This window comes from Mesorhizobium sp. RSR380A, from assembly GCF_054719385.1.
Genome location: NZ_JBTTIB010000001.1, coordinates 1,227,756 through 1,250,409, shown reverse-complemented (window position 1 = coordinate 1,250,409; position 22,654 = coordinate 1,227,756). Strand labels below are relative to the sequence as shown.

Annotated in this window: 21 protein-coding genes and 3 pseudogenes; 17 read left to right on the top strand and 7 right to left on the bottom strand. The window is 59.3% G+C overall.

Annotated features, from left to right (window positions below):
* Nucleotides 1-3: 3 nt before the first annotated feature.
* The 8 genes from ACYG9Z_RS06015 to ACYG9Z_RS05980 all read left to right on the top strand — a co-directional run bounded on the left by ACYG9Z_RS06015 (nucleotide 4) and on the right by ACYG9Z_RS05980 (nucleotide 9,792).
* Entirely contained in the window at nucleotides 4-1,155 is a 1,152-nt protein-coding gene (locus ACYG9Z_RS06015; RefSeq protein ID WP_023737039.1) for a DegT/DnrJ/EryC1/StrS family aminotransferase, read from the top strand.
* Nucleotides 1,152-1,826 carry a sugar transferase gene (locus ACYG9Z_RS06010; RefSeq protein WP_023681043.1) on the top strand — a complete coding sequence of 225 codons (675 nt, stop codon included), beginning with the start codon at nucleotides 1,152-1,154 and terminating at the stop codon, nucleotides 1,824-1,826. Before ACYG9Z_RS06015 ends, ACYG9Z_RS06010 begins: the two co-directional genes overlap by 4 nt.
* 44 nt (nucleotides 1,827-1,870) lie before the next feature.
* Nucleotides 1,871-2,875, top strand: coding sequence for an SDR family NAD(P)-dependent oxidoreductase (locus ACYG9Z_RS06005; protein WP_023753034.1), 1,005 nt, complete (start codon nucleotides 1,871-1,873; stop codon nucleotides 2,873-2,875).
* Nucleotides 2,872-4,149: a hypothetical protein gene (locus tag ACYG9Z_RS06000; RefSeq protein WP_023753035.1), complete on the top strand. Its 1,278-nt coding sequence runs from the start codon at nucleotides 2,872-2,874 to the stop codon at nucleotides 4,147-4,149. The genes ACYG9Z_RS06005 and ACYG9Z_RS06000 overlap by 4 nt, the downstream gene beginning before the upstream one ends.
* The gene (locus ACYG9Z_RS05995; RefSeq protein ID WP_023701104.1) at nucleotides 4,136-5,395 is read left to right on the top strand and encodes a polysaccharide biosynthesis/export family protein; all 1,260 of its coding nucleotides are present in this window, start codon (nucleotides 4,136-4,138) and stop codon (nucleotides 5,393-5,395) included. The genes ACYG9Z_RS06000 and ACYG9Z_RS05995 overlap by 14 nt, the downstream gene beginning before the upstream one ends.
* A 70-nt stretch (nucleotides 5,396-5,465) precedes the next feature.
* Nucleotides 5,466-6,380: a class I SAM-dependent methyltransferase gene (locus tag ACYG9Z_RS05990; protein ID WP_023805942.1), complete on the top strand. Its 915-nt coding sequence runs from the start codon at nucleotides 5,466-5,468 to the stop codon at nucleotides 6,378-6,380.
* A 335-nt stretch (nucleotides 6,381-6,715) separates the two neighbouring features.
* Nucleotides 6,716-8,428, top strand: a complete 1,713-nt coding sequence (locus ACYG9Z_RS05985) for a type I secretion system permease/ATPase (RefSeq protein WP_023753036.1) — start codon at nucleotides 6,716-6,718, stop codon at nucleotides 8,426-8,428.
* A gap of 26 nt (nucleotides 8,429-8,454) precedes the next feature.
* On the top strand, nucleotides 8,455-9,792 hold the full coding sequence (locus ACYG9Z_RS05980) for an HlyD family type I secretion periplasmic adaptor subunit (protein ID WP_023753037.1): 1,338 nt from the start codon (nucleotides 8,455-8,457) through the stop codon (nucleotides 9,790-9,792).
* Between the two features lie 289 nt (nucleotides 9,793-10,081).
* On the opposite strand, the gene ACYG9Z_RS05975 is transcribed toward ACYG9Z_RS05980, so the two are convergent.
* Nucleotides 10,082-11,512: a coiled-coil domain-containing protein gene (locus ACYG9Z_RS05975; protein WP_023753038.1), complete on the bottom strand. Its 1,431-nt coding sequence runs from the start codon at nucleotides 11,510-11,512 to the stop codon at nucleotides 10,082-10,084.
* Nucleotides 11,513-11,993: 481 nt separating this feature from the next.
* Between ACYG9Z_RS05975 and ACYG9Z_RS05970 the strand changes: the two genes are divergently transcribed.
* On the top strand, nucleotides 11,994-12,464 hold the full coding sequence (locus tag ACYG9Z_RS05970) for a pyridoxal phosphate-dependent aminotransferase (protein ID WP_081726094.1): 471 nt from the start codon (nucleotides 11,994-11,996) through the stop codon (nucleotides 12,462-12,464).
* A 1,129-nt stretch (nucleotides 12,465-13,593) separates the two neighbouring features.
* Here ACYG9Z_RS05970 and ACYG9Z_RS05965 read toward each other — a convergent pair.
* The gene (locus tag ACYG9Z_RS05965; RefSeq protein ID WP_023753040.1) at nucleotides 13,594-14,106 is read right to left on the bottom strand and encodes a response regulator; all 513 of its coding nucleotides are present in this window, start codon (nucleotides 14,104-14,106) and stop codon (nucleotides 13,594-13,596) included.
* A gap of 179 nt (nucleotides 14,107-14,285) precedes the next feature.
* Between ACYG9Z_RS05965 and ACYG9Z_RS05960 the strand changes: the two genes are divergently transcribed.
* The 5 genes from ACYG9Z_RS05960 to ACYG9Z_RS05940 all read left to right on the top strand — a co-directional run bounded on the left by ACYG9Z_RS05960 (nucleotide 14,286) and on the right by ACYG9Z_RS05940 (nucleotide 16,463).
* Nucleotides 14,286-14,582: an ATP-dependent DNA ligase gene (locus ACYG9Z_RS05960; protein WP_023753041.1), complete on the top strand. Its 297-nt coding sequence runs from the start codon at nucleotides 14,286-14,288 to the stop codon at nucleotides 14,580-14,582.
* Between the two features lie 68 nt (nucleotides 14,583-14,650).
* Complete coding sequence (locus ACYG9Z_RS05955) at nucleotides 14,651-14,776, top strand: hypothetical protein (protein WP_280791034.1); 126 nt, start codon at nucleotides 14,651-14,653, stop codon at nucleotides 14,774-14,776.
* A 101-nt stretch (nucleotides 14,777-14,877) separates the two neighbouring features.
* Nucleotides 14,878-15,123 (top strand): hypothetical protein, encoded by a 246-nt coding sequence (locus ACYG9Z_RS05950; RefSeq protein ID WP_023714697.1) that lies wholly within the window; start codon nucleotides 14,878-14,880, stop codon nucleotides 15,121-15,123.
* 117 nt (nucleotides 15,124-15,240) lie between these two features.
* Nucleotides 15,241-15,555, top strand: coding sequence for a hypothetical protein (locus ACYG9Z_RS05945; protein WP_031244256.1), 315 nt, complete (start codon nucleotides 15,241-15,243; stop codon nucleotides 15,553-15,555).
* Nucleotides 15,556-16,271: 716 nt separating this feature from the next.
* Complete coding sequence (locus ACYG9Z_RS05940) at nucleotides 16,272-16,463, top strand: hypothetical protein (RefSeq protein ID WP_023733238.1); 192 nt, start codon at nucleotides 16,272-16,274, stop codon at nucleotides 16,461-16,463.
* On the opposite strand, the pseudogene ACYG9Z_RS05935 reads toward ACYG9Z_RS05940, so the two are convergent.
* A pseudogene (locus ACYG9Z_RS05935) lies at nucleotides 16,391-16,725 on the bottom strand (sunset domain-containing protein). The gene ACYG9Z_RS05940 and the pseudogene ACYG9Z_RS05935 sit on opposite strands and share 73 nt — an antisense overlap.
* A gap of 437 nt (nucleotides 16,726-17,162) precedes the next feature.
* Here ACYG9Z_RS05935 and ACYG9Z_RS05930 point away from each other — a divergent pair.
* Nucleotides 17,163-17,360, top strand: coding sequence for a hypothetical protein (locus ACYG9Z_RS05930; protein ID WP_023733236.1), 198 nt, complete (start codon nucleotides 17,163-17,165; stop codon nucleotides 17,358-17,360).
* A 20-nt stretch (nucleotides 17,361-17,380) separates the two neighbouring features.
* Here the strand turns inward: ACYG9Z_RS05930 and ACYG9Z_RS05925 are convergent.
* A pseudogene (locus tag ACYG9Z_RS05925) lies at nucleotides 17,381-17,515 on the bottom strand (SOS response-associated peptidase family protein); the annotation flags it as partial.
* Between the two features lie 96 nt (nucleotides 17,516-17,611).
* Here ACYG9Z_RS05925 and ACYG9Z_RS05920 point away from each other — a divergent pair.
* Together ACYG9Z_RS05920 and ACYG9Z_RS05915 are read left to right on the top strand one after the other, a co-directional pair.
* Nucleotides 17,612-17,833 (top strand): hypothetical protein, encoded by a 222-nt coding sequence (locus ACYG9Z_RS05920; protein ID WP_023753045.1) that lies wholly within the window; start codon nucleotides 17,612-17,614, stop codon nucleotides 17,831-17,833.
* A 931-nt stretch (nucleotides 17,834-18,764) separates the two neighbouring features.
* Nucleotides 18,765-19,513, top strand: a pseudogene (locus ACYG9Z_RS05915) (hypothetical protein).
* Between the two features lie 240 nt (nucleotides 19,514-19,753).
* Here ACYG9Z_RS05915 and ACYG9Z_RS05910 read toward each other — a convergent pair.
* The 3 genes from ACYG9Z_RS05910 to ACYG9Z_RS05900 form a co-directional block, all read right to left on the bottom strand.
* The gene (locus ACYG9Z_RS05910; RefSeq protein ID WP_023687765.1) at nucleotides 19,754-20,506 is read right to left on the bottom strand and encodes a GGDEF domain-containing protein; all 753 of its coding nucleotides are present in this window, start codon (nucleotides 20,504-20,506) and stop codon (nucleotides 19,754-19,756) included.
* 165 nt (nucleotides 20,507-20,671) lie between these two features.
* On the bottom strand, nucleotides 20,672-21,385 hold the full coding sequence (locus ACYG9Z_RS05905) for a thermonuclease family protein (protein WP_245259981.1): 714 nt from the start codon (nucleotides 21,383-21,385) through the stop codon (nucleotides 20,672-20,674).
* 13 nt (nucleotides 21,386-21,398) lie between these two features.
* Nucleotides 21,399-22,598, bottom strand: a complete 1,200-nt coding sequence (locus ACYG9Z_RS05900) for an ABC transporter substrate-binding protein (protein ID WP_031244258.1) — start codon at nucleotides 22,596-22,598, stop codon at nucleotides 21,399-21,401.
* Nucleotides 22,599-22,654: the final 56 nt, after the last annotated feature.

Below are 22,654 nucleotides of genomic sequence, written 5' to 3'. Positions count from 1 at the left end.
AAGATGCTCTTGGTGAGCGCCCCGATCCTAGGCGTGCCAGAGAAGGCAGCCCTGTCGCAGGTGATTGATAGCGGCTGGCTTACGATGGGGGACAGGGTACGAGAGTTCGAACAGGCCTTTGCCAGCATGCATGGCGCGCGAGATTGCGTTGCGGTTGGTTCCTGCACCGCAGCGCTCCATCTTCTCCTCCATGCTTTGGGCATCGGCCCTGGCGACGAAGTACTGGTTCCTTCGCTGACGTTCGTGGCGACGGCGAATGCGGTGCTGTATGTAGGGGCGACGCCGGTCTTCGTCGATATCGAGTCCGTCGACGTGCCGTTGATCTCGGTTGCGGAAGCCGAAGCGCGGTGCACGACGCGCACGAAAGCGGTCATTCTCGTTCACTTCGCCGGGTATCTCCCCGATCGGGAACAATGGCAGCGGTTCGCCCGGCTTCGCGGGCTGCATATCATCGAGGACGCTGCGCACGCGCCCGGGCTTAGGGAAGTCGGGACCTTCGGCGCCGCGGCCGCGTTCAGCTTCTATGGCAACAAGAACATGACAACGGCCGAAGGGGGCGCCGTGATTGCACGTGACCCCGATCTGCTCGACAGGGTTCGCCTGGCCCGCGGGCACGGAATGACCACGGGGACGCATCAGCGGCTGAACAGTCGTACGCCGCAATATGATGTCACGATGCTCGGGTTCAACTACCGAATGGACGAGATGCGAGCGGCAATAGGGCTGGTTCAGTTGCAGAACCTGCAAGAGTGGAACGAAATCAGGCGTATCATAGCTGTCTTGTACCGACGCCTGATCGCGGACCGTTGCCCAGCCATTGTCATTCCATTTAGCGAACCCCGGACGTCGGCTTACCACATCATGCCGATCGTCCTGCCGCGCTACGCGAGCCGGCAGGATGTCATCGACGAGCTGCGGACACAGGGCATACAGACCACCATCCACTACCCGCCGGTGCACCAAATGACGTTCTACCGCGAGCGCCTTCCCGGCGTGAGTTTGCCCCGAACAGAGGATTTCGCTGAGCGAGAGCTCACAATTCCGCTGCACCCCCAGATCACTTCCGCCGCCGCCGAATCAGTCGTGGCTGCCCTGGCAGCCGCGCTCAAAACAGGCGCGCTCAAAGCAGGCGCCCAAAGAGGAACTGCTGCATGAATGCGTTAGACCCTGCCTTTCACCGGATGTTCGTTCCAAATCCTGATCACGGCTTTGCGAGACGCGCAATCGATCTTGCGGTGGCGGGCATCGCTACCGTCGCATTGGCGCCATTGATGCTGCTGATCGCCGGAGCGCTTCTGCTCGAGGGCGGTGGCTCGATCTTGTTCGCTCAGACCCGCATCGGGGCCGGCGGCCGAACCTTCCGCATGTACAAATTTCGCAAATTCGGTGTGAACTGCGGCTCTCAAGGCCTTGCGCTGACGGTCGTGGGCGATACACGCATGACCACCGTTGGCCGCTTTCTCGCAGCGACGAAGCTGGACGAACTACCGCAGCTGTGGAATGTCCTCAAAGGCGAAATGGCGATCGTCGGCCCACGGCCCGAGAGCCTGGCTTTCGCCGATTGTTTCCGGGGCGAGCTTAGGGCCGTGCTGCAATACAAGCCAGGCCTGCTGGGACCAGCCCAGGTCGTTTTTCGGCACGAAGCGCATTACTTCCCCCAATCCGTAGATCCGATCGTGTTCTACCGGGAGGTCATGTTCCCCGCCAAGGCAACACTGGACCTCTCATATTATCCGCGACGCACCATCGTCTCCGACCTCGCGTGGATGGTGCGGGGAGTGCTGGCAGTGGTCGGTTGGGTTCCGGTACCGCCGATCGACGTTTGAATATCCAAGGGAAGCGTTCCAAACAGCCAAGGGAATGCGCAGTGATGAGCTACAATGGAAAGAAAGTCCTGGTGACCGGCGCGGACGGATTCATCGGTTCGCATGTCACGGAGGCGCTTGTTCGCAACGGGGCAGATGTCACAGCCCTTGCCCTTTACAATTCCTTCGACAGCCATGGATGGCTAGACGATCTGCCGGACACCATCCGCAGCCAGTTGAGGCTCGTCCGTGGTGACGTCCGCGACAGTGCGTTCCTTAACCGGATCATGCGCGGCCAAGCCGTGGTTTTTCATCTGGCGGCGCTTATTGCGATTCCATACTCCTACGCCGCTGCCCAGTCCTATGTGGAAACCAACATCTTAGGCACGGTGAATGTCCTCGAAGCGGCGCGCCTGTGGGAGACGGAGCGGGTGATCCATACCTCGACGAGCGAGGTCTATGGAACTGCCCAAACCATGCCGATCGGCGAAACACACCCCCTGCAGGGACAGTCACCGTATTCGGCGTCCAAAATCGGCGCTGACATGATGGCGGAGTCCTACGCCAGGTCGTTCGATGTCCCTGTGGTCATCATGCGACCCTTCAACACGTATGGCCCGCGCCAGAGTGAACGCGCCATCGTGCCGACCATTATCCGGCAGGTCCTCGACCCGAAATGTCCTGCAATCATGATCGGGGATACCAGCCCGATCCGCGACCTGACCTATGTCGAAGATACCGCGACAGCGTTCCTGACCGCAGGTCTCGCCCAGCTCGAGTTCGGCCACGCCTACAACGCTGGCAGCCAACGCGCTGCGACCGTCTCGGACGTATTGGCCATTGTTCTTGAGTTGACCGATTGCAAAAAGCCGGTCCGTCGTGATGAAAGGCGCCTGAGGCCGCAAAATTCCGAAGTTCGCGCCTTGCTCGCCGATTCCTCGCGCTTTGAACGTGAGACTGGATGGCGGACACAGACCAGCCTGCGCGATGGGCTGGAGCGAACAATCACGTGGTGGCGCGAGCGCCTTAGTGAAGGCCGGGTACGGCGCGAAGTGGGTTACATGACATGACCCTGGGCGGCCGTCATGCGTTGGCGCTGTTGCTGGCTGCCGGTGCCATATCTCCCAACATCTACGTTGCCGGCGGCCGTCAAAGCAAGGCAGCGGAGGCGGCGGCCACAGCGGTTGTGGACAACCTGCCGGGCTATGTGCACGAAACAAGGGATCCTTGGTCTGGCATGGTTTTCGCACGGATCACCAGACCGGGCGTTCTCGGCCGGGCAGGTGTATGCGGGAAGAAGTACTGCACCCACCGTTACTCAAGCGCACAGGCTTGGAATGCCGACCAGAGCCTGCTCCTGATCGCCAATGGTTGCGGTGGCCTGTGCTTTCTCGACGGACAAACCTACTTGCCTTTGTTCCACCGCAACCGCGCTACCGAATGCGAATGGCATCCCACTGATCCCGAGTTGATGATCTGCGTCGGGGGCCGGCAGATTGCGACATGGGCGCCACGTACCGATCATGAGGACGTCGTGTTTGCCTCCGCAGCGTACTCCAACCTCAAATTTGGACCCAACAAAGGCAATCCGAGCCGCGACGGCAGCCGGATTGCGGTGCGTGCAACGAACAATGACGGCAGAGCGGTGGTCTTTGGCTACGATCTAAAGCTACGGCAGAAATTCCCCGATATCGATCTTGCCGAATTCCCGGGAACAACCGGCTCCTGCTCAATCTCACCACTCGGAATCAACATATTGTGTTCCCAGCAATTACCGGACGGAATCGAAGCGAGTTTCGTCTTCTCCATAGACGGCATATTGCGCCAGAAGTGGATGGAGCACCATCGACCAGGCCATGGCGACATGACGGTCGATTCCGACGGAAGCGAAATCTATGTCGGGATCAGCAAATCGGATCCTGACAAATATCAGGTGATCAAGCGCCGCTTGGCTGATGGCAAGGCTACCTCGCTGATGAAATATGGCGAGGCCATGCATGCGTCACTCAGGTCGCTCGGCAGGCCCGGCTGGGTGTTTCTGAGTTATGGCGGCACGCCAGCCGAACTATCGCAGCACCCGGATTGGGCGCCTTACGCTCAGCAAGTCATTGCGCTGCGTCTAGACGGCAGTGGAGAGGTCCGCCGTGTCGCAGACACGCACAACGCGCCCTTCGACTACTGGAGCGAGACGCATGCCTCTCCGTCTCCAGACGGCACCCAGGTGGTCTGGTCCAGCAACTGGGGCGTGCCCGGTGGCCCGGTATACGATTTCGTTACTCGTGTTGAATGGCCTTTGAAGCCGGTGTTCGACCGGAAGGAGATTGTCGCAAATGACCTTCAGTAGACGATACGTTCTTGGCGCAGTCGTGATGATGTCGCTAACCTCGATGGCTTGCGCAGGCGAGGTCGAGCCCTATCAACTGTCACCTGGCGATACGGTCGAGATAGGAATAGCGCCGATCCCTGATCGGACGCAGCGCGCCGTAGTCCAGATGGATGGCAATATCGCCCTTCCGGAGGCGGGGATGATCATGGTCGCAGGCCTGACGGCGTCTCAATTGCAAAGGCGAATGCAAGAGCTCTTGCCAAGCAAGATTTTTCACGTGCGTCTGACTGACGGGCGGGAGCAGACAGTTACTGTCGAGCCCGACGATGTCACAGCAATCATAGCGGACTATCGCCCGATCTATGTAACGGGCGATGTGCTCACCCCAGGACAACAGGCCTACCGTCCGCTCATGACTGTACGGCAGGCGCTGGCCGTTTCCGGCGGCTTCAGTTTTTTGCGATCACGGGCGGGCCAGGCCGGGCCTGATCCGGTCGATCTCAAGCGCGATTACGAAATGCTCTGGGGAGATTACACGAAAGAATACCTTCACGCTGCCCGCATTCGCGCCGAGCTTCAGGGCCAGGCGGATTTCGACAAGAAGACACCACAGGGATCACCTCTTTCGCCGAGCGTTGTAGCCGCGATGGCTCAGGCTGAAGCAGAGGCGCTAAAGGTTGCGCTGAGTGATTTCCGGCAAGAGCAGGATTTTCTGGAGAAGGGCCGGACGGACGCTGCCGAGCAAATTGGCGTTTTGCAGAAACGCGAACGAGTCGAGGGCGAGAGCGTGAAGGCGGATGAGCAAGATTTGGCGCGAGTGACGAAGGCATTCGATGCAGGCAATCTGACCAACACCCGGCTCGCGGATGTCAGGCGCGCGTTGCTTTTATCTTCAAGCGGCGCGCTTCAAACCTCGGTCGAACTGATGAGGGCGCGGCGCCAGCAGGAGGACTTTGTCAGACAGCACGAACGCAACGACAATCAAAGGAGGATTGGCCTGCTGACGGATCTGAAGGACACCAACGCCCGGCTGGCGGATGTCACCGCCAGGCTCCATGCCGCCAGCGAGAAGCTGCAGCCGACCGGAGCATCCACACAGCCATTGCCGATTGCCGGCGAAACGGTACGGGCCCAGGTGACCATCGTGCGCAAGATCGGCAATGAATGGCGCAAGCTGTTGGTTGACGAAGATGCGATTGTGCTGCCGGGGGATACTCTCGAAGCCAGATTCAGCAGTGAACTGCAAAGTGTGGCAGTCCAATAGGGCGTCAGCGCAGTCCGTGCGGAGCTTACTGTTCTATCGGGGGGGCAACCCAATTGAACGGAGATCCAAGGTGAGGCGCATTTTCAACCAGGGAGCGACCCTGACACCCTCAACGAACGCGGATCAGATGACGCAGTCTGCAAGTTATGCTTCCCATATGCCGTCAGCGCGAATTGTGCGGTCCAGGTCGCGCGCCGGTGAGTCCGGAAATTGGCAGGAATTTACGTCCAGCAAGGAGAGCAATGCGCAGGGCGGCTGGGTGTCGGACGGCTATAGGACCAGCCATTGCGCGCCCGGCTACGGCCTACATTACAACAAAACGCACAGTTCCGGCTATTATGGCGCGCTTTGGGAGAACATCGAAAAGCCCCTGATCCTCAACGTTCTTCGCCCCTTGAGCGGAGCGAGCCGAAACTGCCTCGATTTCGCATGCGGAACAGGTCGCATCGCCGAGGTAGCCGCCGGCCTCTTCAGCGAGGTGGTTGGCGCCGACGTTTCCAGAACTATGCTCGACAGCGCTCAAGTACCGCCCAATGTGAGTTTGCGTCACGTCGACGTGACAAGGGAGAAGTTGGGTATGACGTTCGATGTGGTAACCGCATTTCGTTTTTTCCTGAACGCAGAGGATGAACTGAAATGGCATGCACTGAAAGCGATCAATGAGCACCTGAAAGATGGCGGGCGGCTTGTGTGCAACGTTCACATGAATGCGACGTCGCCCGTCGGCCTGGCGTGCCGGCTGCTCAATCGAGTGTCTGGACGCACAATTCGCCACACGCTGAGCGCGGCGAGGTTCAAGGCCCTCCTGACTGCCTCGGGATTCACCGTCGAGCAGACGATACCGTACGGTTACCTGCCTCGGCCGGGAAACCTGTTGCCAGGGTTCTGTGAAATGATGATGCAGCCTGTCGAGAAGGCCTGCAGAAGGCTTTGCGTTCCTGGCCAGCTGGCGCAACACTTCCTGGTTGTTGCGAGGAAGCGCTAAAGCGCGAAAATGCCCCGAAAAAGGGCAGGGGGTGGTTTTCTTGGGCCGCTCCGCCCGGCATGAAGCCCCGCCCAAATACCATGGAACGGCAGTTTTCCCCCGATTTGACATGTGGGTTCCGGGTTTCTGAGGGCAGCGCCACGATTTTGCTACATTTTGACTAAAGTCCAAGCATGTTAGTGGGGCGTAATATTAGAAGGCTAAGGGGATACGCTCCTGAACAGCAAGAGATTGTCGGTGCCCAGTGGGGCCAGTGAGCTTGCGCAACGATCTCTCACGGGAGGTCGAAGCCTATGAACCCTGGTGGAAGGAGTTCGTCGGATTTGCGAGGCGCAATGCTTGGGACCGTGCCTGGCCTGGTAGGCGTCGCCGTCTTCTCGGCAGTCATAAACCTTCTCGCCCTGACCGGCTCGGTCTATATGCTGCAAATTTACGATCGCGTTTTACCTTCGCAGAGCGTTCCGACGCTTGTCGGGTTCACGATCGGAATGCTGGGTCTTTACGCTGTCTACGGGCTGCTGGATTTCGTGCGGCTGCGCCTGCTGGTTCGAGTGGGCAATCGTGTCCATAGGAATTTGAAGCAGAGGGTGTTCGGCCTCTCGCTGTCCTTGCCGCTCATTGGCGGGCAGGATGCGAACCGGATACAGCCCCTCCGTGATCTCGATCAGTTACGCGGCTTCCTTTCCGGAATGGGGCCGACTGTTATATTCGACGCTCCGTGGATTCCATTTTACCTGCTGATCATCTATTTCCTGCATCCTGCGCTCGGTCTGTTGTCCACAAGCGGTGCGATCATTGTCGTGCTGCTCACGGTCATGGCGGAAGTTCTTGGCCGCACATCGGTGACACGCGCGTCCGAGACGCTGGTGTCGCAGCGCAATCTCGCCGAATCCGGACGCCGCAACGCGGAGGTCGTACGCGCGATGGGCCTTTCCGCACGGCTTGCCCACCGCTGGGGCGAGATCAATAACGCATATCTGAGGCACCAAGAGAAGCTTTCCGACGTCGTCGGCGCCACCGGGGCACTCTCTAGGGCACTGCGTTTGGCCTTGCAGTCCTGCGTTCTTGGACTGGGTGCCTACCTGGTGATAGGAGGCGAAGCCTCGCCAGGCGTGATCATCGCATCCTCCATCTTGCTGGGCCGCTCATTGGCTCCTGTTGACGCCGCTATCGCGAACTGGCGAGGCTTCGCCGCGTTCCGGCAAAGCTATTCGCAACTGGCAACGGCCCTGGCCGCTTTTCCTGACCGGGACGAACATATGGAACTTCCGCGCCCCCAAGCGGAGCTTGCGGTCGAGGACCTGACTATAGCGCCACCGGGCCAGCAAAAACCGACGGTAGCCAATGTCAGCTTCCGCCTGGCTGCAGGGATGGGAATGGCCGTTGTCGGCCCGAGCGGTTCTGGCAAAAGCACGCTTGTGCGCGCGCTGGTGGGCGTCTGGCAGCCACTTCGCGGCACGGTGAGGCTGGACGACGCCTCGCTTGACCAATGGGACCAAGAACACCTTGGCGCACATATTGGCTACCTGCCCCAGGACGTCGAACTGTTTGATGGAACGGTTGCCGACAACATTTCGCGATTTGGCGGGAAGGGCGACGCCAAGGGCGTGCTTGCAGCTGCCAAGGCAGCGGGCGTCGACAAAATGATCCTGCGATTGCCGAACGGTTTTCAAACACGCATGGGCGAGGGAGGAACAGCCTTGTCGGCTGGACAGCGGCAACTCGTAGGGCTTGCAAGGGCACTTTACGGCGATCCGTTTCTTGTCGTTCTGGACGAGCCGAATTCAAATCTGGACGTCGATGGCGATACCGCCTTGGCCGGTGCGATCCTGGCAGTGCGCAGACGTGGAGGCATCGTCATCGTAGTTGCGCACCGTCCTTCTGCCCTTACCAATATCGACAGGGTACTCGTAATGTCCAATGGGATGCTTCACGCCTTCGGCTCACGCGAGGAGGTCCTGGCCAACGTCATCCGCCCCTTTGCTGCGCCTGTTGAACGCCCGGCAGCGGCCGTCGCGATGCACAAAGGGGTGAGCGGTCATGCATGAGGGATATTTTTTTGTCTGAGGCGACGATGGCTCCATCGGCCCCGATCGGCAATGGGAGCCGGCGCAACGCGATTTCGGGCACGCGCGATGGAATCGGGGCCAACCTGATCCTGGGTGCGGCGGTCACGGTTATGTTGCTTGCCGGCGGCGGGCTCTGGCTCGGTCTGACCAAGATTGCTGGCGCGGTAATTGCGCCGGCGACCGTGGTGGTCGAGAGCAACATAAAGAAGGTGCAGCATCTGACGGGCGGCACGATAGGTGGCATCTTCGCGCAAGACGGGGATCATGTACGGGCCGGCGATGTGATGGCACGGTTGGACGACACACTGACACGGGCCAATCTGCAGATAATTAGCAAGGATCTTGATCGGGCAACGGTTCGGCTTGTGCGGCTGGAGGCAGAGCGGCAAGGCCTGTCGGAGATGCAGCTTCCGTTCAGCCTTCAAGCGCGAATGGGCGAGCCGGAACTGGCTGCCTTGGTGAACGGTGAGCGCACGCTGTTCGAAAGCCGCGCTACGGCCCTCAACGGGCAGAAGGCACAGTTGCAAAGCCGCTCAAAGCAACTCGAACGCCAAGTTGAGGGCCTCAAGGCGCAACAGACCGCGGAAGAACAATCCGTGGTCCTGCTGGATGGCGATCTTGTCGATGTACAGGCGCTTTTTACAAAGAAACTGGTGTCCAAAGAGCGACTTAGCAACATCAGACTGGATGCCACCCGGGCGCACGGAGAATCAGGGCGCCTCGCGGCGGCAGTTGCCGAGGCGCAGGCCCGGATCAGCGAGACCGAATTGCAGATTCTTCAGCTCGATGAACAAAGGCGTAGTGACGTAACGAGCGAACTTCGTGAAACGGAAGCCAAGCAAACCGAACTCAGCGAGCGCAAGGTTGTGGCACAGGACGAACTGGCCAAAACCACCATCCGCGCGCCGCAATCGGGAACCGTACAGGAATCTTCCATTCACACGATCGGCGGCGTGATTGCCGCGGGCGAGGTTCTCATGATGATTGTCCCTGACACCGGCAACCTTGTCGTCGACGCGCTGATTGCGCCGTCGCGCATAGATGACGTTCGTCCAGGTCAGCGGGTCTCGATCCGGTTTCCGGCTTTCGACGCCGGCACTACGCCTGCCTGCCAAGGGTCTGTCAAGCGCATCTCGGCGGACCTGATAAAAGATCAACAGCGCCAGCTTTCTTATTTCTCGGCGCGCATCAATGTCGAAGACAAGTCCACCTGTCTGACCGATGCCAAAGTGCTCAAACCCGGTATGCCAGCGGAGGTTCACATAAGTACGGACGAACACAGCGTCTGGTCTTATCTGCTGAAGCCGCTTACCGACCAGATGTCGAGGGCTTTCCGGGAATGACATGGCGGCTGTGAGCGGTCGACCGCGGGAACACGGCAGGCGTGCTTGCTGACATATTAGGGTAGGCGACGTGATGCCACAGGGGTGACGCCTGCGGCCGACGCGCGAGGCTCGTCTGGGACATTGTCCCGGCTACAAGGATGCCCCAACAGGATTTTCCTGGCCGCCTCACCAAGTCCTGCCCCGACAACAGCGTTAGTGTCCTGTCATCTTTTGCGCAACAAACAGCGCATACCGTTCCACGATCATCGACATGGGCAATTGCCTCACGAGGAGAGGTTCTTTGCTCCTACGACGCGGCGAGGGCCCTGCGGCGGACACGGCGTGCGGCATGCACCGTTCGGTCTGCAGTCACCGCTACATTTGCCACGTCAGATGTATGCGGCAAGGCGTTCGCGCTTCCATGCGACCTCTTGTAGGGCAGCAATTCCCTGACCCGAGCATTGACCGAGGCAATCTCGACCCGCAAGTCCTCGCATTCCTGCCGTCTCACATCGAGTTCAATCTGATCGGACGCCTGCTGCATGGACAGCTGTGCAAAATCTGCGGCGATCTTGGAAAGGTTCACCTTGTTGGTTTCGGCCTCCTCGGTGAGTGCGGCCAACCTTTCGTCGGTCACCTGTTTTTCGGCCAGGGCGTCGCTCCATTGTAGCTGGAGCCTGGCGATCTCGGCCGCGGCCTCGTTGTTTGCGTTTGAGGCGAGTTCGAAGCGCGATTGGAGACTTTGAATTTCTGAGCGCAATCCTCGGTTCTCAGCCTGGCAGCGTTTAAGCTCGCCATCCATGTCCGCCTGCATAATCCTGGCTGCTTCGGTCACCTCCCATAGCTTCGCCTGCGCAACCTCGAGTGAGGTGTGCAATTTGATTGCCTCTTTTTCGCTCTTGCCGAGCGCACTCAGCATTTCGGAATTTCGCGCAGCTTCGTTGGCATGGATCGTGGAGAAGGCATCCAGCCTATGCCGTGCCTCTTCCTCCCGCTTCATGGCCTTTTCCAGGTCAATAGACAGGCTCACATTCTTTTCACGCAGCTGTTTGTTCTCTCGGGAGCGCCTGTCGGCCTCGACATTTGCGGCGGCAAGCTTGTTCGTGAGGTCGCCAAATTCCGCTTCGTTCTTTGTGGTGGTGTTCGCCGCTTCGACCAGCTCCAGCCTTGCCGCGGCCAACGCGCCACGGAGCACTTCACACTCCTGAACAAGGCTTGCCTGGCGCTGCTGCAATGTCTCGACGGTGCCTTGACGCTCACAGTACCGTCTGTTCAGGTCATTGAGTGTTTCCGACAAGTTCCTTTGATCTGCGATCAGATTTTGATTCGCCAACTCCAGTTCGTTGGCACGGAGAATGTCCGCGTGAAGGATGTGAAAAAACTCGGACGTCAGTTGACATGTGCTTGTAATTTCGGAGATTTTTGCGTTGATCTCCTCGAAATGGAGCTTGGCATCGTGGAACAAGCCGTTAAACGAGCTCACGGCAGCAATTCGGCTCTGCGTATGTGAGGTCATCCGATGCGCTGGTATCGGCGAGCTATCATCGTCGTCGCCGGCACCGTCCTCGCTTGGTACGCTGTCATCCTGTTCGTTGTTTTCGCCTGCCATGTTTGGCACGTCGGCGACATCCTCCAAATCGAGGCACTGGTCGACAGCGTTAGCCAAGTCAGCTTCGAGATCGTCGAACGACCTCTCCACATTGTCCTCGGCGCGTCTGATCAAATCCCTGAACTTCATGACTTCATCCCCTGCAGCCGCATGCCCGGACCATTGAGGCACGAGGACTGAGATGCTTTTGTATCGAGAGCTCAACTCAGCGTCTTCGTTCAATCAAACGATGCCAGGGCGCCGGCGCCGCGAGGAGCCGAGAGCTGCGATCGGAAGGCCCTACATCGGTCTAGGTGCCTGCTGACTTATTCTTGAGGACTGCGCGGCTCCCCTTCTTGCCATCGTCTTGGCGTCAATGGTGTGTTGCCTGGGCACATTAACAACTCAGGTGCAGAAGCCCCGACGAACGGCCCGGCACAGCCTCTTGTGGGGCGCATCAGGCGGCCGGGCCTAACCGGCGGTTGAGTGTTTTGGTTTGCCGGCTGACTCACCATGCGACATTGGCGAGGCAAGCGCATCATTCGAACGAATTGGGGACCGGCCGCCTGGCCGCTCAATCGCACTAAGCTTCCGTTGCCGGAGCTGGCGACGAGGTGCTTTGCCTTGAGCCTTGGTATCTACATACGAAGCGGCAATACGCGCCGATGGAGCAGTGGTCCGACCCGTCAAACTATCGCTGCAAAATGCGCGGCGGAAGGCATCCGAGGATATTCTCCGTTCAGCGGTAGGAGATCGAACGCGGGCGATCTTGCTGAACTCCCCAAACAATCCCGGCGGATATGTGTTCGGCAAGGAGGATCTGGAAACCATTGCCACATTTGCCGAGCGGCACAATCTATGGATCATCAGCGATGAGGTTTACCGCAGCACAGTGTTCGACGGCGAGTTCCTCTCAATAGCATTCAGTCCCGGAATGAGAGAGCGGACGATAATTGTGAACAGCCTGTCGAAGTCTCATGCAATGACCGGCTGGAGGCTAGGGTGGACGCTTGGGCCGGTCTCGGCATCAGTTCATCTGGAAAATCTTGCGCAATGCATGCTCTTCGGATCGCCGACCGTATTCAGGATGCCGCAGCGGTGACTCTCGATGAGGCGGTGACGCAGAGATGCGTTTCTTTTCGGACGCCCTTCTGCCGTTGATGTTGACCAATGCTGTGCGGATGTTCGCCGGGGATATGCGTGAACCTTATCGTCCGCTGCGGCGCTCAATTTGCTTGGGGTTCTTGGAACCGTTCCGAACTTTCTCCTTGCGCCTCCGATCGAGTTGCGCGTGCTCATGCGGGGCGCTGAGGTGTCTCGATCTGCAGTGGCGCGGCCATTATGCGACGATCAGCTTAGTTGAAATTTGTCCCCAGCGGACGGGAACGACGCTTGGCCATGTTAGTTGATGTGAATGGAGCAGCTAAGAAAAGATCTGGCATTGCTTACGCGACCCGGCTTCTGGATAGCTTTCGGCATTTTGTTGCTGCTTTACGGGATTCAGGTCTTTTTTCTAATTCGGGCATGCCAATGCCTTTAGCCTGGAACATCGATACCCCTAGCTGGAACGCGGTCTGTCCATCTCCCGGCGGCTGCGCCGATAGCGTTGATCAACGATATATTCATTTATAAGCCTGCTATTCCCGGGGATGCCGAGGTTGGCAGCGCCTGCATCGTTGACTACGCACGTGGCGCTCCCCTCAAGGTAGGTGGTTACCATTCTCGCGCAGCCGGTGAGCATTGGAGCCCGCACTGTGTTGGACGTGCGCTCATGCGTCGGGAAATTTCTTATAGACAGGGGAGGGTCTGTCAGGCTGGAAAATCACAAGCTGCCCCGCGAATGAGGAAGCAAAAAAGGTGCAAGACCAGATCGATTTCTTCCAGGCAACTCGGTCCTCGCATCATCGCCGATCAGCGGCCGTACCGTCGAGAACCAAAATGCGCACGATCTCAGCCGGTCGGCTTCGACCAAAACATGCGGACTACCGGACGGGGACAGTCGGTGCCGCGTCCCATCCTGTGGCCGGCGCTATGCTGACGCTCCTACGGTATCCCGTTCACCGCCCGCGCAGGAGGGCGAATTTCCTCCGTCCTGCGCGCGACAACCGTCCACTGTTGCGGCCGCACGCAGGACTGCGGCTTATACGCCGTTCTTCCTTTGAGCGGCGTCCAGTTCGCAGGGCTAAATCACCATTGGTATGCAGACGAGCCTCTCGGCGTCTGGACAGAGATCAATTGCGCTTTGCACCAGGGTTCCTGGATCGTAAGCTCCAAACACGCTGCAGTCGCCTGATATGGTCCACTACGTTGGCCGGCTCATACGGCTTCGCAAGGTGCGGGCCTTCCTGACAAAGGTCGCCCGCCGCGATCGCAGTTCGTTCTACTGCGGCGGAAAGCACTATTTTGACCTCGGGCTTGTTCTCGCGAACCCACTTCGACAGTTGGAACCCGTTCATGTTGCCCGGCAGGTCAACGTCACACAAGACGGTGTCGACACCGAACTCCGCATAGTTCAACGCTTGTTGCGCCTCACGTGCGAAATGGGCCTCAATCACCCTGTAGCCACAGTGGCGGAGATAGTCCGCGATGACGCATCGGGCGATGACGTCGCCGTCAACCACGAGGATCGTTTGGCTCTGTTGGTTCGGGGCTTCCATTGACGGAGAACGGTCAGCAACCGGCAGGGTTCCACGCATCATGACCTGCGCGGGATGCCGACCGAAGATCGCGGCGAGATCCTGCACGAAATGATCCCTGCCGGCGGGCGCATTCAATTCAGCGGAGCGATGCCGCACTGGTGACGCCGTTTGCCACCTGGTCGGCGAGACGGGCTAGAAGACATGGTCTCGAAGCTCAAGGGCAGCCCATATCGCAGCGGCAAACGAGCGCTTGGCGCAAGATCAAGTGCTTTGAGGAAAAGGAAATGCAAATCATCGGTGCACAGCGCGAGCGCGGCAAAGCTACCCAGGTGATCATCGCTGAAAAGGGCCTCTATAAAGGCGGCGCACTCGTCAACTTCAGTGCCGATGAGCGGCAAGCGCTTTGGGATCGCGTCCAGGGCAAGGTTGGCGGCCCGGTCCCGAAGGGGCATAAAAAGGACAAGGCCGAGTGGCTGAAGCCCGGACTGGTTGGCTGGGTCAAGACCCTCAAAGGCGAAGAGAAGCTGGGGCACGCAATGCTGCTGGATTTCCGGGAGGATGATGCAAATGGCCATGCCTAAGAAAGATCAGGAACGCGCCACCTACGCCTGGATGTACGGCGCCCAAGCGCGCAAGGATGGCAAGGAGCGTGAGGTGCCAGCTGGCTGCAGGGCTTGACGGTGTGGCGATGGACGGTTTTGGCAAGACCAAAACCGTCAACGACGAGATGGAGGCCGAGGTCGACGAAGCCGCCGTCGAGCGCCCCGACGAATAGCCATTTGGTGTATGAATCTGTACGGTCGTTTTTGATTGAAGAAAGGGTTTCGGCGGGCCTATAAAGATTGCGTTTACCATTGCCTTTTTTGGGAGGATGCGATGGTTGCAACGCCCATAGATATCGCTCAAGCGGCCACTGCGACTACGGCTACCTTGCTGAAGTGGCAGAAGTCCATGGAGGAACGCGCCACGTTTCGCCAGAACATGGATCAATCGCGCAGGGCGATCCAAGCCTCACGCGAACTGCTGAAGCGCCTTCGCCAACGTCATCGCGACGAGATGTCGGAAAGTTCGGAAAATGCCGACCCGTCTACTGCGCCGATATCGCAACGCGCCGGCAGCTAGCGGGAGGCGACCAGAGCCGATGTGATGGGGAAAGTTTCAGTGGGCTGTTCCTGGGGTCGGCAACGAAGTTTAAGCCTTGTCAACCAGCGACTTTTTTCGCCCGCGTGGAAGTGCCACATGTCTTTCGACAAGGCGCACGTGCTCGGCGTCGACAGTCACCAATGGCCGGAGGCTGACGGTTACCTTGTCCCCGTCGATGCGTGTGACAGGGCCGATCAATTCCATATGCTGGCCAATCACAGCCTTCCAAGTCGAATCGACAACAGAATGCGGGAAGTCGTAGGAGGGGATCGTCACGCTTATGCGATCGGGCGTCACCCGGCCGCGCACAATCGCCGTGACTGCGACCTCGTCGCCAACTTTGATACTTCCCCGAGCCATGCCCAAGACTTTGGAGCAGCCGGCGCCGGCGTCAAGATGAGGGGGAGCTAATAAAACCCCTCCGCGCCGCGATTGTGACGCGGGGCGATCCGATCGCCGCCAGCGACTTAGCAGACCAATTGACGACAGCGGCCGAGAAGCCTGGCATCCCTGCCGACCAAATCAACGGCGAAATCGAAAGCGTCTTCGAACTGCTCTTAGAGGTGATGCGGCGCGAGAGTTGCGCGAGGAGAACCAGCCCGGAGGCTTCTCCGGGGCTGTGCCGGTCCTGTCCCGTTCCAGCGGATGAACTGCGCCTTCTGGCCGGTGACCGTCTCAATCGACTTCAACAGGGGTCCATGGGCCTCAGGTAGAGCTTGGCAGTGCTCCCTGTGGTACGCCAGGAGCGGCCCGGCGATGCTCTTGTGCAGCGCTTCGGCTGCCGCCAGGAAGCGCTCGATTTCAGCCCGGGAAAGCTGTTCGGAAGGTTTGTTCTGGCCATTGGCGCTCTCCATTGAGGGCGTCGCCGCAACGAGGACCATAATCCTACATGCCAGGCCGTCTGACAAGCGCCTCGCCGGCCTTACCCGAAGGAAGACGCAGGGCCACGGCGCCAAGCGGAGCCATCAGGAGCAACCCGCAAAGATGAGCAACGGCAGGCCCGGCGACCTCCTTTGGCACACGGGACAAACAAGAAGGGCGCCGAGCCTTACCGGCGCTGCTTTGTGAGGGAGACGACGCCGGATGATGAGAGTATGCGATCATGATAATGTCTGCGAACCATGCGAATGAAGGAAAGCCGCGTGGCAGTGCCAATCAACGACGTTGAGACCAAGGTCGGCGGGTGCGATCAGGTTCGGACCATGATGACGGGCTGGTTGGCCTGCACATGGTGGTGGCTACCGCGCTACCGCCTTGCTTTGCGCCAGCCGGCGGCCCATGCCTCTGCCTCGCTGCACAGCCAGCGCTCGCTGTACTGAAACTGATCGTCGTCTTCCAGTAATGCTCCTGCCCTGGAACGTGATAAATCGCTCATCGGTACTGGTGGAAATGTTGCCCTTGATATCGCAGCTCCCCGCGCCGGCCGTGCGGGTGCCACTCAGCCAGCCAGCTGGGATGAGCCGGTCAGGGAACCATCACCAGCGCCGGCAGATATTGCCGTCGCCACATCCACCGCCCCTTTGCGTTTTTGCGCCAGCGGTCGGCCTGATCCGCACCTTGATGACGCTGGACTTTGCCCACGCCCTCTCCCCCGAGTGCAGAATGCTTCCAAAGCGGTAGCGAGTCCAGACCGGAACATTAGCGCCGACTAACGGTTAGTTCGGCAGTGTTCCGAACCGTGATTGGTAGAGCGTTGGTGGCGTTTCATCTTGTCTATTTTTCCGGCCTGACGGCAGACCAGCTGCTAGGCAGCGCCGTTTCTATGATAGTGTGTTTGCTGCTTTATCACGCTCTGGCTACGGACCCTAACTGATGGTCCACTTCCCGGCTACCCGGCAATCGAAGGTCGCGCGACGTTCCCGACTTTTTCAGCATGATGAGAAGCGCCTCTAGGATTTGTTGTGCGCCCGTAGCCAGTGCCCATGCATTCGCGACGATCTCTTGCTGACGCTCTGTCATCCCGCCCTCCTAAATATGTGGTCGGAGCGTGCTTTAGAAAGCTTCGCCCCAGCAGGGGCATGCTTGACGATTTCGGCGAACAGAAAAAGTCGCCGGCTCCGCCCGACCAGGCCGGGATGGTCGTTGGGAAATTTGTTGACGGCGCTCGTGTTCACTTCACGTCCAACGCGGTTGAACTGCAGCTGACCGTCGATGTCGTGGCTGAGAATGTCCTTGAGGCTGGTCCTTTGGTCCCCTGGTCCAGCCAGGCGTCATAGTATGCCTGGTAGAGAATGAGAGGCTGTTGATCATGCAACTGCTTCATCGGTTCTGCGGCAGGCTTTGTGATGATGGTGCAGCTGGTTATGTCGAGATTGGAATTGTAAGCCCAAAGTCCGGCGAACGAGAAAGGCGCGTGGCCTGGCTGGGGCAAAACGCGCAGCGAAGGAGAGGCAATGAGCGCGTTCGCTATTGTTCTCCCTGAGCAGCACGTTCACGCGGCGGGTGCTCGGCCGGCAATCTAGGGAGCATGGCAGTTGCCGGCGCGGTTGATGTCGTCGACAATATCGTGCCATTCTACACCGATGCCTCGATGAAGACACTGAAGTCCATGCCCGAGTTCAAGGCGGTCTTCATGGCCAAGCCAAAGCCCATGCGCGAAATGATCATGCGCGAATGCAATGACGCGGCAATGAGCAAGCCCTACGCCGAGTTCTGGGCCGACGTGAATTCCCTCCGCGGAATGCAGTAGGTCATTCACGGCCGCGCAGTTTGACGACGAGGTGGGCGAATTGCCCTTATCACAATGACTCTCAGCTTCCGCCGGCAACAGCGTAATGCCAGCGGTGACCGATGCCGGCCCAGAGACTCCCCGGGCCGCTCCTCCCCAGCCTCCAGGCGAGCAGGCCGGCATCGGTCAGTAAGGTCCCGTCGGTGTGCAATATATCGTTGACGCCACGAATTGCGGACGTTCGAAACCGGTCATTGGCCATTTCGTGTGACCAAATTCCGCGACTGTTTACTTGCGATCACAAGGCCCCGCAACCTGGAGGTTCCGAAGCGCCATACTGGAGTAGCATTGGCGTGGTCACGCGATTTGAACCCGACAACGGTGCTTGAACCAGACCAGGTTAAACGTCCGTTATCGTTTTGCGCCAGAAGCGGCCAGTCAGCTTCCGGCCAAATGCGGCAGCGCTCATACTACCATGGTCAAATACAGCTCTCATGGAACTAGTTGTCTTCTTGGCCTTTGGTTCGCCAGACCATACGAGAGAATACGAGAGAAACGGCTTGGCGAACCAACCACTGACGTACTGATTTCCTGTAGAAAACGCTGACCCTCCGGGCCCACAAACTTACTACATCAATGGATTACGCTTAATTCTCAAAGTTTGAATTGAGCGTTATTGGCTAAGTCTTTCCGCTAGAGTGAAATGGCTTTGGGCCTGTTCGTCAATTTGTCGGTCTTTCGTTGGCGCCTGTCACAGTAGCTAAGCCTCCCGGTCTCGAAAGAACCTGCAACGATGCGTGCGGTAATCGGCGGCAACCACGTGCAATTGGCGGGTTCTGAACTCCGTATGGCGAGGACACGTATGAAGACGACTACCTGGGCGCATCCAGATCGTCATCCATAAGAATACGCTCGGCCTCGGATCGCCAAGATCTATGGCCTTCCGCATGCGATGACCGATGCCGGCATTTCCTATGGGTTTCACGGGCTTACCTATAGCCATATCGCTTCGCAGCTTCGGACCCGCTACGGACCCGCAGCTGGCGGCAAGGTGATCGTCGCCCATCTCGGCAGCGGTGCCAGTCTGTGCGCCATGAATGCTGGAATAAGTGTTGGGTTTTCGACATTGGACGGCCTCGTCATGAGCACGCGTTGCGGCGCGCTCAATCCTGGCGTCACCCTCCATTTGCTGAATGACCGGAAGCTGCAGACGGACGATTGGTCACCCTTCTCTACGAGCAATCCGGCCTGCTCGGAGTGTCGGGGATATCCGGTGATATGCGGACGCTAATCGACTCCGATGATCCTCTTGCCGCCGAAGCAGTCGATCTCTTCGTCTATCGTATCGCACGCGAGATCGGGTCGCTGGCCGCTGCGATAGGCGGACTGGACACGCTGGTGTTCAAGGCAGGCATACGCCAAAACGCGCCATATATTCGAGAGAGGGCCGGGGCTGTGGCCGGCTGGCTTGCGGTTAATATCGACCACAAGCTGAATGGGCGAGGCGACGAGGTCATCAGCCTTGCTGGTTCCGACGTCGACGCGCTTGTGATCCCCACCGATGAAGAGAGAGCCGTGGGGGTCCAGCATCTGTGTGCCTCAAGCTTTGTCGCTCGTACCCTGAGCGCCGAACCTGATGCTACTCGCGCGGCGGGTGTCTCGACCTGTCAGGAGTTCGGCGGCAGCAGCATGGTCCGATAGCCGGCCATCAAGGCGATCAAGGTTGCTGCAACCAGCGGCAACCAGAACTTGGTCGGTCCGGCAAATACTGCCAGCGATGCGCGGCGATGCCGTCAGCACCGTCAGGAACCAGACCTCCCACGGGTTGAAACCGCCCATGGGTCAATCGTCCGGTTTGGCAACAAGGGCCAAGATGATCGCTGCCGCAGCCGTGCGGCAAGACATTTGCGGCGGTGTTCCTCCGGCAACGACTTGTTTCAGCTAGTTGTGGAGGTGCGACAATTGAAATCCGGGCTGGCGTTCGACGCCGGATAACAGCGATTCCGCCGATCGGAACATGTCCTCGAATTCCAACTCGTTTTCAAACACCACGCCGCCGACGCTGATGGTCAGCGTGTCCGCGGTTCCTTTTGGCGCGAAATAGGCTTGGGCCACGCGCGCCCGGATACGGTCGCCGATCTCCCTGGCGTCGTCTTCTGTCGCACCGGGCAGAAAGACCCCGAACATGGAGGTTCCGATCCGGCCCACCAGATCTTCCTTGCGTACCGATGACTGGATGGTCGAGGCTATGAGCCGCAAGGCTTCGTCACCCCAGCCAAGGCCGAAGCGCAGATTGATGGACCTGATGTGTTCGGGATGAATGACCAGGAAGGCGCCAGATCTTGGACCAGACGATTCCGGCCTGGTTGCTCTCCTTTCGACCATCGACGTGAAGACTGTCCGGTTGAGGCAGCCTGTCAGGCTGTCAAAGGTCGCCGACTTGTTGAGTTCTCTTCGATAACGGACGAGCTCGGTCCGCTGCAGTCCAATGAACAGGAAAAGTGGGCCACCGACGATGACCGGCAAGAGGATCGCTGTGACCATGCTGCGGCCGAAGGGCGTCAAGGCTTCCGAGAACAGAAGCAGATAATTTAGGCCAACCGAGAGGAGCAGAATTCCCGCCGATCCCAGGGCAGTCAGCCATGCGATATCTTTCCATTGCCGGGGCGAGCTATTCGCCATTGGTGTCATCATTAGCCAATCTCCCGCCTGATCGGCTGTCATAAGGCCAAGGTGCTGCACTTTCAGTTTCGAGGAAACATACAATTTTAGTAATGGCGCAATCACCTACCATCGGCCCGAAATCAGCCCTTCAAAAGCAAGGCTACGGCGGCAAAAGCAACGACACCGAATTATCGGCTATTGCGGCGGGCCGAATATCCCCATCTGCGCGTCTCTGGCCACTGCCTCCGCCTTGCCATAGATGCCACTCGCCAAGGCCGTCGCCCAGCCATTGGAAACAAGCCACGCGCCGACATCCTGCTTGCCCAAGCTGCACGGTGCCGCAATGGCAAAACGATCGATTTCCGGCGGCACGACGCATTTCAGCGCCCGGCCGCGCAGCCAGGAATTGAACGTCGCGCGCGCACGCTGGCCGCAAGGCCAGGCGATGCCACGAAAGGAACAGGTCTCATCCAGGTCAATGCCTTGGATCCCGCTGATGGCTACCTTGCGCCCTACGGATTCGAAGGTTGCCGACGAGGTGGCAACCGGTTGGTACAGCAGGACCTCTTTCCAATCCTTTGGCATTCGCATCCCTGCAGGCGCGGCCAGACCAAGGTCGCTGAGCGGCGGGCGCGGCTCGACCCGTTCGATTTGCGCCGAATCAAGCTGTGGCGGCGCGATAAGGTCCTGAGCAATCTTGCGTGCCCGTCCTCGCCATGGCGTATTGGCGACGGTCGCAACTGGTCGCATTGGCTGGCTATCGTCGATGGATTGACGCGGCGCTGGTATCGGCCGATCGACGGGAAGCAGATCGGCGGCCCGGATGATCAACAAGACCCCGGACAGGAGGAGCAGGCTTCCGAGCAATATCAAGCGATTGTGCCTCAGCCAGCTCATCAACTCAAGCAAGGTTCCTTGCCCCTCAATACCCCGATGTCGATTTGGCGACCAGCTTGAGTACGCCTTTTCGAACCTGGTAGAAGGGCATGGATCGCTCACTGGAGCCATCCGCCCGAAACCGGAACAGGCCGGTCGATCCGCGAAATCCGCTCCGATTTTCGAGCACCTGCTTGCTGAAGCCGTCAGGCCCGGCCGAACTTGCAATTCCTGCTGTCAGGGCGACCATATCATAGGCGTAGGCGACATTGGCGTCGGCTGGATAATTGTAGGTCGTCTTGAAGCGGTCGGCGATCGGGCCGGTTTCGGTTGGGTCGAGCGTGGCGATGTAGGAGCTCTCAAACAGCGGCTCCATCGGATGTTCCAGCCAGCGGTTGGTTCCAACGACGGCAATTGCTTTTCCAGGAATGCCTTTCGTTTTGAGCGCCGCAAGGATCTGCGCCGGATTGTCGTCGCCGCTGGCGATGATGATGGCATCGGGAGCCTCGACCAGCGAGCTCATATCATTGACCACTTTGGTGCCGCCATCGCCGGCCGGATACGGAATGGTGACGGCGAGCGTCGCGCCATAGATGCTGAGGCTGTTGGCGACCCGCTTTTCAACCGCGCCGGCATTCGCTCCTGCCGCGACGAGCAACACGAACTTCTTGCTGCCTTTGGCCGCCAGGCCGGCTGCGCCCGCGGCCGCGCTGTCGGCCTCGTTGAGGCGCACCGCATAGACGCCCGGGCCGCCGGCGAAATTGTCGGCCAGCGCCAGCACCGGCGGTCGCTTCGATCCCGAGAGCTTGGCTATGTGCTGCGCGGCCGCGAGTTCGACCGGGCCGATAACGATCTTAGTTCCAGTGGTGATCGCCTTCACAGCCAATTCGCTGGCGTGCGCGCTGTCGCCCTTGGTGTCCTCGACCGTGACCGTGAGCAGGACATTTCCAAGGTCGGCCATCGCCAGCTTGGTCGCATCGAGCATCTTCCTGCCGTTTTCGCCGGCGTTGCCCGGGGCCGACAAAGGCAGCAGCATCGTGACCTTCGTCGATCCCGTGCCGAGCGATTGCGTCGCCTGGGCGGGACCGGCAACAGCGCCGGCGGCCGGCGCTCCGGGTGCGGCTATCGCCGCCGGGTCGAGCGCGTCCGAGACGCTGCCCTTCGACTGGCAGCCCGACACTATGCCCGCGAACGCAAAGACGATCGCCCACGTCCACGAACCGTGTCGCTGCCGGCCAGAATCCATGATGCCTCCCTGATATCCCGCCGGGTATTTATCCGGTCTCATCCGTTCATCTTACG

Excerpts from the sequence above, each read along its gene's own strand:
- ACYG9Z_RS06005 (WP_023753034.1), top strand. The coding sequence starts at position 1,871 with ATGAGCTACAATGGAAAGAAAGTCCTGGTGACCGGCGCGGACGGATTC.
- ACYG9Z_RS05950 (WP_023714697.1), top strand. The coding sequence starts at position 14,878 with ATGGTTGCAACGCCCATAGATATCGCTCAAGCGGCCACTGCGACTACG.
- ACYG9Z_RS05975 (WP_023753038.1), bottom strand. The coding sequence starts at position 11,512 with ATGAAGTTCAGGGATTTGATCAGACGCGCCGAGGACAATGTGGAGAGG.
- ACYG9Z_RS05910 (WP_023687765.1), bottom strand. The coding sequence starts at position 20,506 with ATGATGACACCAATGGCGAATAGCTCGCCCCGGCAATGGAAAGATATC.
- ACYG9Z_RS05980 (WP_023753037.1), top strand. The coding sequence starts at position 8,455 with ATGGCTCCATCGGCCCCGATCGGCAATGGGAGCCGGCGCAACGCGATT.
- ACYG9Z_RS05930 (WP_023733236.1), top strand. The coding sequence starts at position 17,163 with ATGCTTGACGATTTCGGCGAACAGAAAAAGTCGCCGGCTCCGCCCGAC.
- ACYG9Z_RS05900 (WP_031244258.1), bottom strand. The coding sequence starts at position 22,598 with ATGGATTCTGGCCGGCAGCGACACGGTTCGTGGACGTGGGCGATCGTC.
- ACYG9Z_RS06000 (WP_023753035.1), top strand. The coding sequence starts at position 2,872 with ATGACCCTGGGCGGCCGTCATGCGTTGGCGCTGTTGCTGGCTGCCGGT.
- ACYG9Z_RS06015 (WP_023737039.1), top strand. The coding sequence starts at position 4 with ATGCTCTTGGTGAGCGCCCCGATCCTAGGCGTGCCAGAGAAGGCAGCC.
- ACYG9Z_RS05920 (WP_023753045.1), top strand. The coding sequence starts at position 17,612 with ATGGCAGTTGCCGGCGCGGTTGATGTCGTCGACAATATCGTGCCATTC.
- ACYG9Z_RS05985 (WP_023753036.1), top strand. The coding sequence starts at position 6,716 with ATGCTTGGGACCGTGCCTGGCCTGGTAGGCGTCGCCGTCTTCTCGGCA.
- ACYG9Z_RS05940 (WP_023733238.1), top strand. The coding sequence starts at position 16,272 with ATGAAGGAAAGCCGCGTGGCAGTGCCAATCAACGACGTTGAGACCAAG.
- ACYG9Z_RS05945 (WP_031244256.1), top strand. The coding sequence starts at position 15,241 with ATGTCTTTCGACAAGGCGCACGTGCTCGGCGTCGACAGTCACCAATGG.
- ACYG9Z_RS05995 (WP_023701104.1), top strand. The coding sequence starts at position 4,136 with ATGACCTTCAGTAGACGATACGTTCTTGGCGCAGTCGTGATGATGTCG.
- ACYG9Z_RS06010 (WP_023681043.1), top strand. The coding sequence starts at position 1,152 with ATGAATGCGTTAGACCCTGCCTTTCACCGGATGTTCGTTCCAAATCCT.
- ACYG9Z_RS05960 (WP_023753041.1), top strand. The coding sequence starts at position 14,286 with ATGCAAATCATCGGTGCACAGCGCGAGCGCGGCAAAGCTACCCAGGTG.